Consider the following 18267-nt stretch of genomic DNA (forward strand, 5'->3'; position numbering starts at 1 on the left):
TGGATGGTTTTATATCCACCCAATTTAGGGGGAGTTAGATGAAATGGAAACCAATTCGTAATTCTCATTTGACTGTTCAAGAGCAAATTGTAGATTGGATAAAATCTCGTATTGAACGAGGTGATTGGTCTGTTGGCACAAAGATTCCAACACAGCGTCAACTAGCAACGCAATTTAATGTGAACCGCAGTACCGTACAACTTGCACTTGATGAATTAAGGGCAGATGGTTTGATCGAATCAAAAATGGGTTCAGGGGTATTTGTGGCTAACAATTCTTGGAACGTACTTTTGAGCAAAAATCAACCAAATTGGCAGAGACATATTGAATCAAGTATTCATAAACCAAACTACCATACGATTCAACTCATAAATGAATATGAGCAAATGGATCATATCATACGTCTTGGAACAGGTGAATTATCACCTGAATTACTACCAACTAAACAAATAGAAGATTCGTTAAGAAAAATTTCACTTGATTCCAAAGCAATTGGCTATTCATCTCCGCAAGGAAGTGAAAAGCTCCGAGGAATTTTATGTAATTATTTAAAAAAACGTGGTATTGAATCAGCACCAGAGAACATTTTAATTGTTTCGGGTGCACTTCAAGCACTTCAATTAATTGCAGTTGGACTATTGGAAGAAGGATCCAGTATATTTCAAGAACAATTTTCGTATTTAAATTCAGTACATCCCTTCCAATCTAATGGTATGCAAATGATTTCAGTTTCAAGGGTACATCACTTAAAAGATAATTTACGGGCACATAAAGGGAAAAGGCAATCTATATTCTATTGTGTTCCAACACTAAACAATCCAACGGGCTATAATTGGTCGATGGAAGAAAAGCAAAATCTTTTTAATACATGCAAAGAGCTACAAATTCCGATTATTGAAGATGATGTGTATCGCGAATTGCTTTTTGAATCATCAACACCTGCTATAAAATCGTTTGATACTTCAGGACAAGTTCTTTATATAGGGAGTGTATCCAAAACACTAAGTCCAGGATTAAGAATTGGTTGGGTTGTTGCACCTTCACCTGTAATTGAACGATTAGCTGATATTAAAATGCAAACAGATTATGGTTCAAGTGCCTTTTCGCAAGAAATCGTATCACACTGGATCTCAAACGGTCTATACGAAAATCATCTTGTTAACCTTCGTGAACAATTGCAAAAAAGAGCTAAATACGTAGAAGAAATTTTAGAAAAGAAATTTAAAAAAATAGCTTCATGGAAAAAGCCTGAAGGTGGTTTCTACATATGGCTCAGATTTCACAATCCAATTGTAAATAAGACTTTATTTTTAAAATTACTTAAAGAAAATATATTGATCAATCCAGGTTATATTTACGAACCAAGAGATTTACACCATATTCGTCTCTCTTATGCCTACGCTTCGTTGGAAGATTTAAAAAAGGGATTAAATATTTTGCTACAAATAAGCCAACTGTGATCTCATTTAATTGGTCCCTTTTAATGAAGAATTTTGAACAGTAATAAAGAGCACCGAGATCTCGATGCTCTTTGTTATGTTATATATTGTTCTACAACATAGTAAATTAAAATTTAATTTCTGTCTGGAAAAGTACACAATTTACGTGAAACTTCATTGAATACTTGCCTGAATCTTCAAGCTTTCAAACCCTCGAAAAGCAACATTTTTACGGCGAGTCGGCTCCTCAATTAGAACTGGGTTAACTAAATGTCTAATCAGTTTTTCAATTGCAATTTGTCCTTCTAATCTAGCAAGTGGGGCACCTAAGCAGAAATGCGGGCCGGATGAAAATGATAAATGTTTTATATTTTTTCGAGTGATATCAAATGTTTCGGGATTAGTTGTGACTGTTGGATCGTAATTGGCTCCACCTAATGAAACCATAAGGTAATCGCCTTTTTTAATCGAATTTCCAGCGAACTCAAAGTCTTCTCTAGCCCACCTTGATGTAAAAATAACGGGTGATTCATATCTTAATATTTCTTCAATAGCTGAAGGGATTAACGTTAAATTATTTTTTAATAGCCCAAATTGCTCAGGATGTTTTAATAATAAATAATAACCATTCGTGATTAAATTAACAGTCGTTTCATGACCTGCTATTAATAAAAGAAGACAACTTGCGATCATTTCATCTTCACTTAATTTATCACCAGATTCCTCTGCAAAAATTAAATTACTGATTAAATCCTCTTTAGGTTCTATTCTTCTTTTAGATATAAGATTTCTGAAATAATTAGAAGCATCAAGAATATCCTTTGATACTAACTCTAAATCTTCCATAGTCGTATTAAAATCAATAAATTTAATAAATGCATCTGACCAATTACGAAATAAATCTCGATCTTCTTTAGGAACACCTAATAAGTCAGTTATGACAAATACAGGTAATAGATATGAAAAATCACGTATTAGTTCGTGGGTAAATTTTCCCTTCATATTTGCTATTAAATAATCTGCAATTTCATTTACCGAAGTTCGTAAATTTTCAACCATTCTTGGAGAAAAGGCTTTGTTCACGAGATTTCTTAATCTTGTATGATCAGGAGCATCTCGAAATAACATCATTTTTCGGTTTATTGCAATTGCAGGCATAACACTTTCAGGTATTTTTTCAGGTGGAGTGACTTTGGTTGCATCTTTTATAAAACGGGGGTCTTTTAGCATGATTTCTGCTTCTCTATAGCCTGTTACTAGCCATCCAGTTCTCTGAAAAAGCTCCGTATAAAGCAAAGGACTTATTTTTCTAGCGTTACTAAAATACGAATATGGGTCTTTGTAAAATTGCTGTGGATTCACTTTTAATTGATTGTTCATGTAACTGTTCTCCCTTATGAATGAAATGAGTCTATTTATTTCTATTTCTGTGAAAATGGATTATTCCCAAATTTTGGATAATACAAAAAAAGATACTTTTGTACAGAATGATTTTCATGAGGAATTAGGTATAAATGAATAAGAAATAAATCAAAAAAAAATTAAGAAAATTAAATCATGATTTATGGTAAAATAAGGTACTTCAAGTAAACAAACTGAGTTTAAGAGATTATTCGACGTATAAGAAAGGGGTAACATGATGGATTTTCCAATTTTAGAAACAGAAAGATTATCTTTAGTACAAATTACACAAAAAAATGTTGATGAGATTTTTTCCATTTTTTCAAATGAAGAGGTAACTAAATACTATGGTATGAACCCCTTTACTGAAAAAGATCAAGCGGTTAAAATGATAGATTCCTTTCAAACTAGATTTGAAAACCAACAAGGAATGCGCTTTGGAATCGTTGAAACAGAATCAAAAAAATTAATCGGAACCATTGGTTTAAATAATTTAGTCTTACACGCAAGAAGAACGGAAATTGGATATGATTTATTACCTGAATATTGGAGAAAAGGATATATGTCAGAAGCAATTAAAGAAATTACATCATATTGCTTTGATAAATTAGGAATCTATCGAATAGGAGCTATTATTTTTCCAAATAATACAGCATCATCTACTTTAGTAAAGAAGTTAGGGTTTCAAAAAGAAGGATTACTGAGAGGCTATTTAGTTCAAGGGAATCAGTCTCATGATTTAAATATATTTTCTCTCATTAAACCTGATTGGAAAAAATAAAACGAACAATAGTAAACTGAAATAACCATAATATAGTAAAAATGTCCAATTAAGGAAAAGGAGAAATGGAATGATTAAGGCTGTAATATTTGATTTTGATGGTTTAATTGTCGATACTGAGTCTGTATGGTTCGAAGCATATAATGAGGTACTACAACGGTATGAAGTGGAGTTAACTCTTCAAAAGTTTTCAGAAGTTGTAGGAACAAGTGATGAAATTTTATTCGATTTTATAAATTCAAATTTAAAAGAACCAATTGAAAAAGAACTGATTGAACAAATGGCTAAAGAGCTAGTTGATGAGAAACTACTCGAGCCCGCACTAAGAGAAAGTGTAGAAGACTATTTAATTTCAGCAAAAAATGCGGGATTACAAATAGCATTGGCTTCTAGCTCATCGAGAGAATGGGTAGAAAGCTTCTTAAAAAAATTAAATATTTATGAATACTTTTCAGTAATTAAGACGAAGAATGATGTAAAGAAAGTTAAACCAGATCCGGAGCTATATTTAAAAGCAATTGAGGAAATTGGAGTTCAAGCATCAGAGGCTGTCGCATTTGAAGATTCGTTAAATGGATTAATCGCTGCAACGAAAGCAGGATTACACTGTGTAATTGTTCCGAATCAAGTGACATCACATTTAGAGTTTGAGAATCATAGTTTAAGATTATCATCGATGGCAGAAAAAACTTTAGAAGATGTAATTAAGCATATAACAAACAAGTAATATTGATTAAAAATAGTAAAACCATTCCAAAAAAATGGAATGGTTTTTTTAGTTAAATAGAATTCACTTCTTCTACTTCCCTTGCTTCATCTTTCTTTATTAAAATTTCCTTTTTCAGACCCCAACAAATTAAAAATGTTAAAATGGCGAGTACGAAAGATACCCAATATAAATCCTGGAATGCATGAGAAAAGACTGTTTTTACTTTTTCAAGTAAATTAGGATCAAGATTAGACGGAATCATACCATTTTGTACATTTTTTAGTTGTAGCAATTGAGCCATAGTAAGACTTCCAGCTAATGATTTCATCCCTGATGTAATTTTAGAGGCTAATAGAGAACCAAATAAACTAAAGCCAATCGTCATACCAATGGATTGAAATAACATAACGGCAGATTGAGCAATCCCTACATTTTCCTTTTCAACTGATTCTTGAACAATTAATGCATTGTTAAATAGTGCACCGAATCCAAGTCCAAGAATAATGAAATAAATTACGAATGTAATAATTGAAGTGTGAGCCGTAATACCTGTCAGTAAATAGAAACCGATCATGGGAATAATAAATGATACACCGTAAATATTTCGATAAGAGAATTTATTCATTACTCGACCAGCAACTACACTTGCACCCATCGCACCAACCATAATTGGTAAATTTAAATAGCCAGATTCAGTAGGTGTTAAACCGAGTACATTTTGCGAGAAGAATGGGAAAGATGAAAGTGACCCCATTATCGCAAGAACAAATACAAATACAAGAGCCGAAATGACAACAAAGTTTCTATTTTTAAATAAGTGCAATGGGATAATTGGTTCTTTTGCTTTTGACTCTACAAATATAAATAAACCAAGTAAAACGGTTCCTAAAATTAGTAAACCGATCATTTTAGGATCACTCCAAACATATCCTTCTGTTTGATGAAGTACAGGAGTAAGCAGATAACTGATTAACGTGGTAACTAGTAAAATCCCACCAAACCAGTCGATATTGATTTTTTTGTCTACTTTCGTTTCGTTTAATCCGATTGCTAATAAAATTGCAGCTAAAACTCCAACTGGAATATTTACTAAGAAGATCCAGTGCCATGAAATATGCTGTACAAAATATCCTCCAATGAGCGGTCCAAGTAGTTGAGGTATAAACATAACAGCACCGAAAATACCTTGTAGCTTAGCACGCTGTTCAACTGGGAAACTGTCTCCAAAAATGACCATCGCAAGTGGCATTAACCCACCGGCACCAATCCCTTGAATCCCACGACCAATTAAAAGGACTTCCATAGAATGAGCCGTACCACTAATAATTGAGCCTGCCATAAATAATCCCATACTAAATAAATATATTTTTTTTCGACCATATAAATCCGCAAGTTTACCGAGTATTGCCATAAAGGAGGTCATCGAAAGCATGTAAACTCCACCAACCCAACCGTAAAGCGCTAAACCTCCTAAATCTCTAATAATTGTTGGCATAGCTGTTGAAACGACTGTCTCATCAAGTTCTGAGAAGATGACTCCAATCATTAGTCCTATTAATATAAGAGTCTTGTTATTTTCTTTCATCCTTTACCTCCCTATGACCTTTCAATATTATTCAATTGATTCATTGAATACTTAAAAAAGAAGAACTTGTTATAGGTTAAAGCTAATGGGAATGAAGCTTTTAAAGTTAAATTCTAAGCATAGTAATTTTATAATTTATCGTTTTAAATCTTTTTGATACTTTATATCCAAATTTAAAGATGAAATCCAAATTTCAAGTAAAAAATTCATTTTTACCATTTTTCATCTACATTAATTTATTCTTTACTTCGTTTAAAAATCCTTTAGGTAGTAACGATCTTCTTTTTGGTTGTTTGAAATCTATAAATAATTGTGCAGGCTGAGTTTTATTTAATGGAATAATTATGGCTGGTTTAAGCTGTGGGATGGTCGTTGGTGCGATTGCTATTGGAAGATTAAAAAAACGTTTCAGTATGGGATTTTAACTTGCTATTTCAACAATCGGACAGGTTATTCCGCCATTTTTATTAATAGTTTCTAAGGATCCAATTGTAATTTTATTTACTCAATTTATTGTTGGATTTTTACTGATAGCATGGAATATTCAAACAGTGACTCTAAGACAGTTAATTGTTCCCAATCATCTTTTAGGGAGGTGTACCAGTCTATTTAGAATGATTGCTTGGTTAACTATTCCGTTGGGTACAACTATTGCAGGTGTTTTATCAGTTTTTTTTGAAGCATCTTTTTACTTTTTAATTGCAGGATGTGTACTTGGAGTGGTGTGCCTAATTTTCATATGCTCTAAGTTATATAGTTTAGATGAAGAAGATATTGAGGCAAATACTTTACAAACTGCATCAACTAATAATTGATATTGTCATTGCTCAAAAGAACCAACTTTATACATATCTATAATGTATAATAAATTTACATAATCTCAGAAAGTGAAAGTTGGTATTTAAGTGAGTAAAATTATTTTATATTTATTTTACATAAACCTTACATGGCATATCATTCATTCAATATATAGTAATTGGGGACAATTTAGTCCAGAAAAACTAGTATATGATTCGTTAACAATAATAGTAGATTTAATCTTTATATGGCTCATACTAAAAACAAAAAAGACTAGAAAAAATTTAACTAGGTTTGAGCATTTTCATAATGAAGCATTTAATGCGGAGAAAAGAAAAGAATTTGAGAAAGCTATTCAAATTAGAAATGAAGGTTTAAAGATTACAGCATTAAATGCTCTACAACGTGCGGATTTACATGTAGGTAATGGAGGTACTTATCTTAATTTAGATGATTTTATAAATGCTACTAACTGCTTTGATAAGGCATTTGATCTAATTAAACATGAGAAAATTCCTTACGATAAACAATATATAGAAATCATTGAAAGTTATGTAAAAGCTAATAGAAAAGAAGATGCTATTAAGTTGGTAGAAGAATTGATGGATAGACAATCTTATAATAAAAAATTCAAAAGATTACAACCTGTAAGAGATAAATTACTAATGTAATTTTATGGATAACTATAAGTGGTTATTATTAAAAATAAAAGCTTCTTGAACAACAAGATCGGCTATTTAGTCGATTTTTTTTATTCAACAAAATGGCAGATTAGTTGAATAAGAACTTAGATAATTATGCTATTATTAGACTTAAGTTAGGGGGAGAAATATGGATGACAAATTGATGGAAACGCCCTTTCCAGAACTTATCTCCAAATTAGCAGTTGCACCTTTATTTATAGTAGTGGTAATTATGGCTATTGGAAATGTAATACTGAATAGAAAAGATAAAGGATGTTTTAATTTCCTTTCGATAATTGGATCCTGGTTATACATATGTATATATCTATTAGCGCTATATTTCTATTTTTTTGGAGAATAAGCAGCTTTTTCAACTAACGCGCTGCTTTAGTTGAACAACATGATCGGCTTTGTAGCCGATTTTTTTTATTAAGCTAAATGGCAGTATAGTTCAATAAGAAAAACAATGGTTTTTATGATATCTTTTATTATATGAACATCTTGGGGGATAACATTTATGAAGAATTTTAAGCCAACGTTTTACAAAAATGTTGATGATATCGCAGGTGAACACGATTTTTTTAAGATTAGCATAGATTATAACGGGAATCTGGTTTTGCTAACAGAAAAGGAAGAAAAGGGGAAATATCTATATAAAATTTTTCATTTTATAAGTGGAGAAACAAGAATCATTCAAATCCCTTCTGTTTCTTACTCTTTTGAATTTGCACAACCAATTGAGGAAAATTGGTTACTGGTTAGTTCGCGAATTGACGATGATGAAGGTCCAATTAACAATGCAACTATTTATGACGTTCAAGGCAACGCTTTAGATACTTTCTCATTTGGTGATGCTATTGAAGATGTGCAAACTACTAAAAACTCAGAAATATGGGTGAGTTATTTTGATGAAAATATGGATTATGGATTAAGATGCTTTAATATTCAAGGATTAGAAACATTTAATTATATAGATTTTGTTAAAAAATCAAATAATGAAATTCCTTATATTGCTGATTGCTATGCTTTAAATGTTACTTCAGATGAAACAGTTTTTATTTACTATTACAATGAATTTCCCTTAGTGAAAATTGAAAAAGATACTTATGAAATATTTAAAAATATCCCCATTCAAGGCAGCCATGCATTTGCTATCAAGAATGATTTTGCTTTGTTCAGTCATGATTATGGCAGTAAAGGCGAGGTATATTTGTATTCGTTACATAATAGGAGTAAGAAAAAAATTTATACTATGGATCAAGAAGGTAAATCTCTAAACTATAAACATGCAGTAGGTAGAGATAATAAATTATTCTTAACAAAGGATAAAGTTATTTATCTAATAGAATTAGAAAATATATTAAGTGAAATTTAATTTTAAGTTTTCAAAAGAGGATATGAACTATTCTTATTCAACTAACGTATGCGTTAGTTCAACATTATTGTATTTCTAAAATCTATATTGGCAATCCAAAAAAGTACATCGAAAAATGCGATGTACTTTTACATTAGAAGGTATATAATTTTTTCTTATAAAAACTTAAAAATCATTATGCTACTTTATTTCCAATTTCATTTTCACTTGCTACTTTTCCAGCTTGCCCCATTAAACTTAAGAATAATAAACCGAGTAGACGTTCGCTAAATCTAAGCGATAAGTTGAACTTCACAAATAAAACATACTCAACAATGAGCGATACTACATTAAACGCTAGTGTACCTACGAAAAATAGTTTATACCACTGTTTATAATTTAAGCAAACGCCACCTTTTCTACTCGCGAATTTGTATATTAGTGAGAGGAAAAGAGGTGCAACAAAAGGAATGATTAAAACAATAATAGGTATAATGATCAGCAAATAAGTTTCGGCGTGCTTGCCAAAAACATTGGTTATTGTTGACCAGAACGAATTCTTCCCTGATAATTCAATATCATATGAATTTAGAAAGGTAATCAACCCTAAACTTGAAAGGATTGTTGAAATAACTAAATACCCTATTATGCTTGAGATTTTCGCATGAAGTACCTGGTGATATTTTTTAGGTTGGAAACTATTGATGATATGTTGAAACATTCATATACTCCTTTGTACACAGATAAGTTTAAGTATAAGAAATATTTGATACTCTAGCTACATGAAAAATTTTACATTTATACTATAACTAGGAAAATGGGTCATCTTATTGAACTAACGCATTGCGTTAGTTCAATGGGCGACTTCAAGTGATGATTTTTATTATCTGTATTAATAAAAGTTGTAGAATAGTAGGTGAAAGTAGTTATAATTAGGTATTAATTTAATTTAAGACAAAGTGGAGAATATTAATATGACTTTATATAAATTTATTGCATCAGATAACCCACTGGTAGAGGTAGATAATAGTGGTTTTATTCGAATTAAGGTAAGAGAACTAAAGAAAATTGAGCCGAAACTTGATTTGAAAATATGGGGAAATATAGACGATGAGTTAACTATACTTTATGCGAAGGACGATTCGGAAATGGGTGGATTAGAGATTTCATCATGTGATAATCCACCAAATGGTTTGGAACATTATATTAATAAAAAGTATATTTACTGGCTTGAAGGAGATTTTGGCTCTAAATTTTTAAAACAACTTACTGAGTATGTTAATTTATACGTTAATACAGAAGATAAGGTTGAACTTTGGTCAATTTTGTTTGGAGAAGGCAAAAAGACAAAACAGGTAAAATCTCTTTCATTAAATGAGATTTCTGAAGGTAGTTTTAAAATTTTACGCAATCATAAATGCTGTTGTTTAGTAATCGAATAAAGTTAGTACTTATTCAACTAACGCATGCGTTAGTTCGATAACATTTTGGAGCTGTGATCAGCTCTTTTTTTATTCAACAAAATGGCAGTTTAGTTCAATAAGAAATTGCAATTATATGATTCTTTTGATGGGTTAATACTTTTTTGTTTAATGATAAAATAAAAATAATTCTACAAATATAAGTACCACTTATGTAACTTAAGCAATGCTTTAGTTGAAGGTAAACTTATTAAAGTTATCATCGTAATAAGAGAGGATTGAGTGTGTGGTTAAGAAAATCTTTGATTATTTAGCTTTTTGTGGCTTAATTCTATTTATTGTTTATTCCGTTTATGGTATTTATGACATGTTACATTCTTCAACCAGAATTAATATGGTCATTTTCTATTCATTAAGTTTAATTACATGTTTATTTGCTGGAATAAGTAGTCAGCTGAGTAATAATAAAAGAACTAAAAAATTAGGGTTGATACAATTTTTATGTGTTGGAGGATACGCATATTGTATCTTTCTATCTATTAATTAACTACGGTTATGTTATTTGCAAAAAAAGGAACTTCCAGAGAAAATCCTTTTTTGGAACAGGGTTACAAGTCGAAATTGGTGAGTGAAAAGTAACATTTGAGGTGTTTGGAAAATGAATTTATTAAAGAAGTATGGCAAGTGGATTTCTAAAAAAAATCCTAGACGGTATGACCTAGCTGAATTACTGTTAGGGATAATTTTTGTACCTTCGATTATTGTTGGTATTGAATTACTTCATCAAAAGTATTCTTTATGGTTTACGTTATTAGTCTATTTTTTGATAATAAATTTTTATCTATTATTTGATAACTTAGTTACGAGAATTTTGGGTAGATTTAATGTGAACATCTCAGAATGGATGCATCCTGTTATTCCGTTGATTTTGGTGTTCATTTATTTTGTTTTCAATGGTTTTTAATTCTAGAAATGTTTATCCATTTTCCTAGAATTAATTGAGTTGACTTATTCAACTAACACATGCAATAGTTGAACAAGATGGGTTGCTTCGGCAGCTCTTTTTTATTCAACAAAATGGCAGGATAGTGTAAGAAGGAAATCCAATAATAAATGGAGAATAGTTCCATGCAGGAGGAAGAACGAGTAATGTGCTTCATTATTTGATAGGGAGAGAAATTTAATGTTTTCTAATGAAGAAAGAGATGCAATTTATAAAGCTATTTATTATAGGAGAGATATTCGAAGTTTTTTGTCAACTCCTATCCCAGAAAACAAGATACATAAAATATTAAATGCAGCTCATCATGCACCTTCAGTAGGTTTTATGCAACCTTGGAACTTTATTATCATTTCCTCTGACGAAATTAAAGAAAAATTAGCCTGGGCGGCAGAAAAAGAAAGACGAGCATTAGCTATTCATTATGAAGGGGAAAAAGAAATGAAATTCCTTGATTTAAAAGTTGAGGGTTTAAAAGAAGCTCCTGTAACTATTTGTATAACATGTGACCCAACAAGGGGAGGTTCACATGTATTAGGGCGAAATTCAATTCCTGAAACAGATATTTTATCAACAGCCTGTGCTATTCAAAATATGTGGTTAGCATCTTGTGCTGAAGGACTTGCGATGGGGTGGGTAAGTTTTTATAAAAAAAATGATATTCGAGATATTTTAGAAATACCACCACATATTGACCCTATTGCTCTTATATCTATCGGTTACACTAATCACTATCCAGAAAAACCTATTTTAGAATTAGCTAATTGGGAAAAAAGGCGTTCGTTAGAACATCTCATTTTTGAAAATAAATGGGGTAGAAACTAAACGGCTTATTCAACAAACGGGTGCGTATGTTGAACAACACGATCGGCTGAAAAGTCGATTTTTTTGTTCAGCTAAATGGCAGGATAGTGGAATAAGGAATAAAAAAATATAGCATCTGTAAATAAACTGATTAATGTTATATTTATGTATTTGTAGAAGCAACAGCTTCTATTTTTTTCTTGCAAAACGTAATTAATACGGTTTATAATAATTAACAATTGTTATAATTCGTAATAATTACGTTTTATTTCATTATGATTATTATTAGGAGGGTTATTAATGAAGGTGCCAATTACTGTATTAAGCGGATTTTTAGGATCTGGAAAAACAACTTTATTGAATCATATATTGACTAACCGTGAAGGCTTAAAAGTTGCAGTTATTGTAAATGATATGAGCGAAATCAATGTAGATGCTCAACTTGTAAAAAATGGAGGATTTTCACGTACTGAAGAAAAGTTAGTGGAAATGCAAAATGGGTGCATTTGTTGTACGTTAAGAGATGACCTGATGAAAGAAGTTGAAAGATTAGTAGATAATGGTGGAATTGATTACATAGTAATTGAGTCTTCGGGTATTAGCGAACCAATTCCAGTCGCACAAACGTTCACTTATGTGGATGATGAGCTAGGGATTGATTTAACTAAAAAAACTCGTTTAGATACAATGGTTACGGTTGTAGACGCAAATCGTTTTTGGGAGGACTATTCTTCAGGTGAAACATTATTAGATCGTAAACAAGGGACTGATGAAACAGATATTCGTGAAATTGCAGATTTGCTTCTTGAACAAGTTGAATTTGCAGATGTAATTATTTTAAATAAAATTGACCGTATAGAAGACCAGGATGTAAAAGAATTAACTGCATTTCTTAAGAAAATTAATGCACAAGCAAAAATTATACCCGCATCATTTTCAAAGATTGATTTAAAATCTGTACTGAATACACATCTTTTTGACTTTGATAAAGCTAGCCAAGCAGCAGGTTGGATTAAAGAATTAAATGAAGAACATATTCCAGAATCAGAAGAGTATGGTATTAGTTCGTTTGTTTATCGTCGTAAGATACCGTTTCATCCAGAAAGATTATTCTCATGGTTAGAAAATTGGTCAGTAGACATTGTAAGAGCAAAAGGATTCTTTTGGTTAGCAACTAGAAATGATTCAGTAGGAATGCTATCACAAGCTGGATCCACGATTACAATTCAAGGTGCTGGAGAGTGGATTGCTACATTACCTAAAACAGAACAAGAGGAGATGAGAAGAGAAGATCCATTGTTAGACTATAAGTGGGATGATAATTTTGGTGATCGAATGATTGAACTCGTTCTAATTGGAATTGATATGAATCAATTAGAGATTGAGAAGTCACTTGATATATGTTTGTTAACAGAAGAAGAAATGGAAACAAATTGGAATGAATTTAATGATCCAATGCCAGAATTTGTCCAAGCTTAAACATATGAATTTACTATTAAATCAAGAAAACTAAGTTTACGTTAGATAAAACTTATTGATTTTTAATGGTTGGACGAGCATATGTCTGTTTCGTATAGAATATATTTCACTATAAAAAATTATTTGAGGTGATGTATGGTACGGAAAGTTGGACAAGAAGTAATAATTTTATTAGTACTATTTTGTTATTTATTTTGTTATATATTTATTGATTTTACGAATTTATCGTCTTTATTTCATAAAGTACCTAAAGAACTATTAAATATGAACACGATATTTATCAGTTTATTTTTAGAAGCCCTTCCATTTGTATTAATTGGAATCATTGTTTCTTCAATTATTCATGTTTTTGTAAAACCAGAGACGATTAGTAAAATTCTTCCTAAGAATGCTTTATTGGCATTTATTCCTGTTGCTTTAATTGGAATGATCATGCCTGTATGTGAATGTGGTATTGTACCCATTGTCAGATCTTTGCTTAAAAAGGGTATGCCTGCGTATATCGGGATTGTTTTTCTTAGTAGTGTACCGATCATAAATCCAATTGTATTTACGTCAACCTACTATGCATTTCAATCGAATTCTCAAATGGCATTTTTAAGGCTAGGGTTAGCATTTATAGTTGTTCTACTTATTGGGTTTTTCACTTTATTATTTTATCGAAATAAAAATGTACTAGTAGAAACTTTGGAAAAGCACGAGAACCATAAACATGTTCACCATATTCATTCAAAAACAAGTCGAATAAGTGAAGTCATTTCTCACATTAGTAGTGAATTTTTCTCAACATGCAAATTTTTAATTATCGGTGCATTAATCACAAGTGTTTTTCAGACTTTTCTTGATCGAAGTGTGTTAATACATCTAGCGAATCATACGAATCTATCAAGCATTGTTATGATGGGATTAGGATATTTCTTATCTTTATGTTCTGGATCTGATGCATTTATAGCTGCATCTTTTTCAAGCACATTTCATGTGAAATCTATTCTAGCGTTCTTAATATTTGGAGCTATGATTGATTTGAAAAATACATTTATGATGTTTGCATATTTCAAGAAAAGATTTGTATTTTTTTATATATTCTTAACTGCAAGTGTCGTATTTGTAGTGACGTCGATTTGGAATTTATATTGGTGAGGTGAATAAATGTCTTCTTTTCAAAATCGATTACGCTCTGTGTTTTTCTTCGGGATTGTTCTAATGCTTATGAAGCTTTTAGTTTCAGGAGATATTCAATATTTCATTGCACCAAAGATGGTGAAATTCACAATCATTACTTTAGTTGCCTGTATACTTATTGGATTAATTCACTTCTTTGAATTGCTAAAAGAACATCATACTTCATGTAATTGTTGCTCGAATCAAAAAAATAGGACTTTAAGTTTAGTAATTTTAATCAGTATTCCAGTTATAACAAGTAGCTTATTTTCAACAAATGTACTTGGAGCAAGTATTGCTTCAAAAAGAAGTATTTCTTATAGCGAAAATATAGTAAAAAAACAATCCAAAAAAATAAAGGTAAAAGATAATGGCTCGAAATTCATGAATGTTGATGATTCGATGTATGGACATATTATTTCAGATGTACAGGATAGTGTAGATCAATATGTAGGTAAAAAAATATCTTTTAATGGTTTTGTATATCGTGATAAGCAAACAAGAAAAAATCAGATTTATGTATCGCGTTTCGCTATTACCTGTTGCGTAGCTGATGCTCAAGTGTTTGGGTTGATGGTTGAGGGAAAAGAGGTTTCAGCATATAAAAATGATCAGTGGGTAAACGTAACTGGTACAATTCATAAAGTGAAAATCGGAAAATTTTATGAACCTATTATTCAATTAGAAAAAATAGTAAAAATAAAACCACTAAAAGATCCATATGTTTATTTTGATTAGGAAAGTTTAATTAATTTTTAATCAGAAATACATTGAAAACGTAATTGTTTCGTTTTAATATTAAGCGTACTCTACTTGCTTATTTTATGGTAAGTATCTATTTTTACTTAGTAAATCGTAATTATTACGTTTAAAAATATAAAATAAATTCTTGAATTAGATAGAAGGGCGGTGCACTTACAGTAAAATATAAATTTTACTGTTTAGTGATATGAAAAATATAAAATTAAGATCGTTATTATCAATTAGTATTTCCCTCTTTTTATTAGCAGGATGTTCATCTAAATCGATTTCTACTTCGAATAAATCAAAGGAAAATGAATCTAAAAAAATTAAAATAGTGACTACTTTTTATCCTGTTTATGAATTTACTAAAAATGTTGCAAAAGAAAATGCCGATATTAAACTATTAATTCCATCATCAATTGAACCTCACGAATGGGAACCAACACCAAAAGATGTTGGAGCAATTCAGAATGCTGATTTATTTATCTATAATAGTCCATATATGGAAACCTGGGTTCCAAACATTGAAAAAAGTTTAAGTAACAAAAAATCATCATTTATAGAAGCAAGTAGCGGAATATCTCTGATTAAAGGGAAGGAAAATGAAGAAGAACAAGGTAATAATAACCATTCCGAACAAATGGATCCACATGTGTGGTTAAGTCCAGTATTAGCTCAGAAGGAAGTTCAAAATATAACAAAAGCTCTTATTAATGTTGATCCAGCACATAAAGAGGAATATAAAAAAAATAGCGATGACTATATTAAGAAGTTACAGGCACTTGATGACCAATATCGAACAACATTAATGAATATGAAAAATAAAGAAATTATTACGCAGCATGCAGCATTTGGATATTTAACAAAGCAATACGGTTTAGTTCAAGTACCAATTGCTGGTTTATCTCCATCGAATGAACCAAGTCCATCAAGATTAGCGGATCTTAAACAATTTGCAAAGAGTCATGATATTAATACAATCTTCTTTGAGGAAGTGGCTTCTCCAAAAGTAGCGAATACTCTAGCAAATGAAGTTGGTGCAAAAACAGCTGTCTTAAATACACTTGAAGGTTTAAGTGAAGAAGAACAAAAACAAGGAATTGATTATATAAGCGTTATGGAGAAGAACTTACAAATATTAAAAAAAGTATTAGAAAATAAATAGTAATTAAGTAAAAAGCGTGTTCCTACTTAGTGTCACGCTTTTACTTAATTAAGAAAGGAAATGAAAAGAAACTATGAGTTTAATCCAGTTAAAAAATGTCAAATTTGGTTATAATCATACTTCCGTTATAGATAATGTAAGTTTTGAAGTAAATAGAGGGGAATTTATTGGAATTACAGGTCAAAACGGTGCATCTAAATCAACTCTTTTAAAACTAATGCTCGGTTTATTAAAACCATGGAGTGGTGACGTTCAAATTAAAAAAGATGCAAATAATGAGCTGATAAAAATTGGATACGTGCCACAACAAATCGCTTCATTTAATGTAGGGTTTCCAAGTACAGTAATTGAATTGGTGAAATCGGGTAGATTTAATCAAAAAAAATGGTGCGAAAAAATGAATAAAATAGATCACGACATAATTAAGAATGCACTAGTAATGGTAGGTATGTGGGAGTATCGACATCATAAAATTGGTTCATTGTCTGGGGGACAAAAACAAAAAATTTGTATTGCTCGTGTATTAGCTTCTGAACCTAATTTATTAGTTTTAGATGAACCTACTACTGGAATGGATAAAGAAAGTAGAGAAAACTTTTATCAATTTTTGGGTCATCAAGTTAAAAGGCATAATCGAACAGTCGTTATGGTGACTCATGAAAAAGAGGAAGTTGAACAATATCTTGATAAAATCATACATCTAGAGAAAGGAGAACATGGCGTATGGAGATGCTTAACCTTGAATTCATGCAACGGGCATTTTGGGTTGGTGGATTAATCGCGGTAATCGCACCAATATTAGGTGTATTTTTAGTTTTAAGAAGACAAGCCTTAATGGCAGATACACTATCTCATATTTCTCTTGCGGGTGTTGCAATTGGTTTTTTTATTCATGCTGATTTAACATTATCCAGTATGTTAGTAGTGGTCATAGGAGCAATTGCAATTGAGTATATGAGAAGAGCATATCTATCATATTCAGAAGTATCGATTGCAATCCTAATGGCAGCAGGACTGTCACTTGCTCTGTTTTTAATGAGCATTAGTGCAGGAGGGATGACGACGAATGTAGAACAATATTTATTTGGATCAATTGTTACTGTTACTCAGAAACAAGTCTATTTGATGGTTGGAGTGACAATCGGCGTATTATTCTATTTCTTATTGTTAAAAAGACCGCTATTTTTAATGACTTTTGATGAAGATACTGCCTTTACAAGCGGGGTAAATACAAATTTATTATCTTTATCGTTTAGTGTATTAACAGGTGTTGTCATTTCAGCTATTATTCCTACAATTGGAGTGTTACTTGTTTCCGCACTACTTGTTCTCCCTGCTGCATTCGCGATTCGAATTGCGAAGGGATTTAAATGGGTTCTTTTATTAGCGGTATTAACAGCAATTTGTAGTATGTTTGTAGGTTTAACATCTTCATATACATTGGGAACACCACCAGGTGCAACAATCACTTTGGTATTAGTGATCATATTAACAGTGGGTTTTATTATTCAAAATATGGTTTTTCAAATTAGAAGAAAAATAGTTAATCAATGATAACAATTTAATTAATACAAAGCTGCTATGTTTATCTTATCTACGATTTAAGACCTCGTACTTATTTACTAACTTATAGTAAAAATAAATAAGCAAATATGCTACAAAATAACTTACGGATGTCCAATAAATATTCCATCCATTTCTATATATTACTTGATGTTTCACATGTCCTAACAGTTCAAATAA

The 18267-nt window shown here is 30.9% G+C and carries 18 protein-coding genes; 15 read left to right on the forward strand and 3 right to left on the reverse strand.

Annotated features, from left to right (window positions below):
- The first annotated feature begins 38 nt into the window (after window positions 1-38).
- Window positions 39-1460, forward strand: coding sequence for an aminotransferase-like domain-containing protein (locus COI44_RS07970; RefSeq protein WP_098427448.1), 1422 nt, complete (start codon window positions 39-41; stop codon window positions 1458-1460).
- Window positions 1461-1613: 153 nt separating this feature from the next.
- On the opposite strand, the gene COI44_RS07975 is transcribed toward COI44_RS07970, so the two are convergent.
- A complete protein-coding gene (locus COI44_RS07975) occupies window positions 1614-2819 on the reverse strand; it encodes a cytochrome P450 (RefSeq protein WP_098427449.1) in 1206 nt (401 codons plus the stop codon).
- A 259-nt stretch (window positions 2820-3078) separates the two neighbouring features.
- Between COI44_RS07975 and COI44_RS07980 the strand changes: the two genes are divergently transcribed.
- Window positions 3079-3621, forward strand: a complete 543-nt coding sequence (locus COI44_RS07980) for a GNAT family N-acetyltransferase (RefSeq protein ID WP_098427450.1) — start codon at window positions 3079-3081, stop codon at window positions 3619-3621.
- A 70-nt stretch (window positions 3622-3691) separates the two neighbouring features.
- Window positions 3692-4348, forward strand: a complete 657-nt coding sequence (locus tag COI44_RS07985; protein ID WP_098427451.1) for an HAD family hydrolase — start codon at window positions 3692-3694, stop codon at window positions 4346-4348.
- A 52-nt stretch (window positions 4349-4400) separates the two neighbouring features.
- Here COI44_RS07985 and COI44_RS07990 read toward each other — a convergent pair whose 3' ends face one another.
- The gene (locus tag COI44_RS07990) at window positions 4401-5915 is read right to left on the reverse strand and encodes an MDR family MFS transporter (protein WP_098427452.1); all 1515 of its coding nucleotides are present in this window, start codon (window positions 5913-5915) and stop codon (window positions 4401-4403) included.
- 614 nt (window positions 5916-6529) lie between these two features.
- On the opposite strand from COI44_RS07990, the gene COI44_RS07995 reads away from it, so the two are divergent.
- From COI44_RS07995 to COI44_RS08010, 4 genes are all read left to right on the forward strand, one after another.
- A complete protein-coding gene (locus COI44_RS07995) occupies window positions 6530-6730 on the forward strand; it encodes a hypothetical protein (protein WP_098427453.1) in 201 nt (66 codons plus the stop codon).
- Between the two features lie 90 nt (window positions 6731-6820).
- Window positions 6821-7384 (forward strand): tetratricopeptide repeat protein, encoded by a 564-nt coding sequence (locus tag COI44_RS08000; protein ID WP_098427454.1) that lies wholly within the window; start codon window positions 6821-6823, stop codon window positions 7382-7384.
- A 160-nt stretch (window positions 7385-7544) separates the two neighbouring features.
- Window positions 7545-7757: a hypothetical protein gene (locus COI44_RS08005; RefSeq protein WP_098427455.1), complete on the forward strand. Its 213-nt coding sequence runs from the start codon at window positions 7545-7547 to the stop codon at window positions 7755-7757.
- A gap of 156 nt (window positions 7758-7913) precedes the next feature.
- Window positions 7914-8771: a hypothetical protein gene (locus COI44_RS08010; protein ID WP_098427456.1), complete on the forward strand. Its 858-nt coding sequence runs from the start codon at window positions 7914-7916 to the stop codon at window positions 8769-8771.
- A gap of 175 nt (window positions 8772-8946) precedes the next feature.
- Here the strand turns inward: COI44_RS08010 and COI44_RS08015 are convergent, their stop codons facing one another.
- Window positions 8947-9471: a hypothetical protein gene (locus COI44_RS08015; RefSeq protein WP_098427457.1), complete on the reverse strand. Its 525-nt coding sequence runs from the start codon at window positions 9469-9471 to the stop codon at window positions 8947-8949.
- A 253-nt stretch (window positions 9472-9724) separates the two neighbouring features.
- On the opposite strand from COI44_RS08015, the gene COI44_RS08020 reads away from it, so the two are divergent.
- From COI44_RS08020 to COI44_RS08060, 8 genes are all read left to right on the forward strand, one after another.
- Window positions 9725-10192 carry a hypothetical protein gene (locus tag COI44_RS08020; protein ID WP_098427458.1) on the forward strand — a complete coding sequence of 156 codons (468 nt, stop codon included), beginning with the start codon at window positions 9725-9727 and terminating at the stop codon, window positions 10190-10192.
- 1162 nt (window positions 10193-11354) lie between these two features.
- The gene (bluB, locus tag COI44_RS08030; RefSeq protein WP_097974747.1) at window positions 11355-11996 is read left to right on the forward strand and encodes a 5,6-dimethylbenzimidazole synthase; all 642 of its coding nucleotides are present in this window, start codon (window positions 11355-11357) and stop codon (window positions 11994-11996) included.
- Window positions 11997-12275: 279 nt separating this feature from the next.
- Window positions 12276-13454 (forward strand): GTP-binding protein, encoded by a 1179-nt coding sequence (locus COI44_RS08035; RefSeq protein WP_098427460.1) that lies wholly within the window; start codon window positions 12276-12278, stop codon window positions 13452-13454.
- A gap of 135 nt (window positions 13455-13589) precedes the next feature.
- Window positions 13590-14594: a permease gene (locus COI44_RS08040; RefSeq protein ID WP_098427461.1), complete on the forward strand. Its 1005-nt coding sequence runs from the start codon at window positions 13590-13592 to the stop codon at window positions 14592-14594.
- A gap of 9 nt (window positions 14595-14603) precedes the next feature.
- On the forward strand, window positions 14604-15353 hold the full coding sequence (locus tag COI44_RS08045) for a TIGR03943 family putative permease subunit (protein WP_098427462.1): 750 nt from the start codon (window positions 14604-14606) through the stop codon (window positions 15351-15353).
- Window positions 15354-15564: 211 nt separating this feature from the next.
- The gene (locus tag COI44_RS08050) at window positions 15565-16524 is read left to right on the forward strand and encodes a metal ABC transporter substrate-binding protein (protein WP_097975317.1); all 960 of its coding nucleotides are present in this window, start codon (window positions 15565-15567) and stop codon (window positions 16522-16524) included.
- Window positions 16525-16597: 73 nt separating this feature from the next.
- Window positions 16598-17302, forward strand: a complete 705-nt coding sequence (locus COI44_RS08055; protein WP_098427463.1) for a metal ABC transporter ATP-binding protein — start codon at window positions 16598-16600, stop codon at window positions 17300-17302.
- Window positions 17248-18078 carry a metal ABC transporter permease gene (locus COI44_RS08060; RefSeq protein ID WP_098427464.1) on the forward strand — a complete coding sequence of 277 codons (831 nt, stop codon included), beginning with the start codon at window positions 17248-17250 and terminating at the stop codon, window positions 18076-18078. The genes COI44_RS08055 and COI44_RS08060 overlap by 55 nt, the downstream gene beginning before the upstream one ends.
- Window positions 18079-18267: the final 189 nt, after the last annotated feature.

The organism is Bacillus sp. AFS088145 (assembly GCF_002564465.1).
In the GTDB taxonomy this organism is placed as follows: domain Bacteria; phylum Bacillota; class Bacilli; order Bacillales; family Bacillaceae_G; genus Gottfriedia.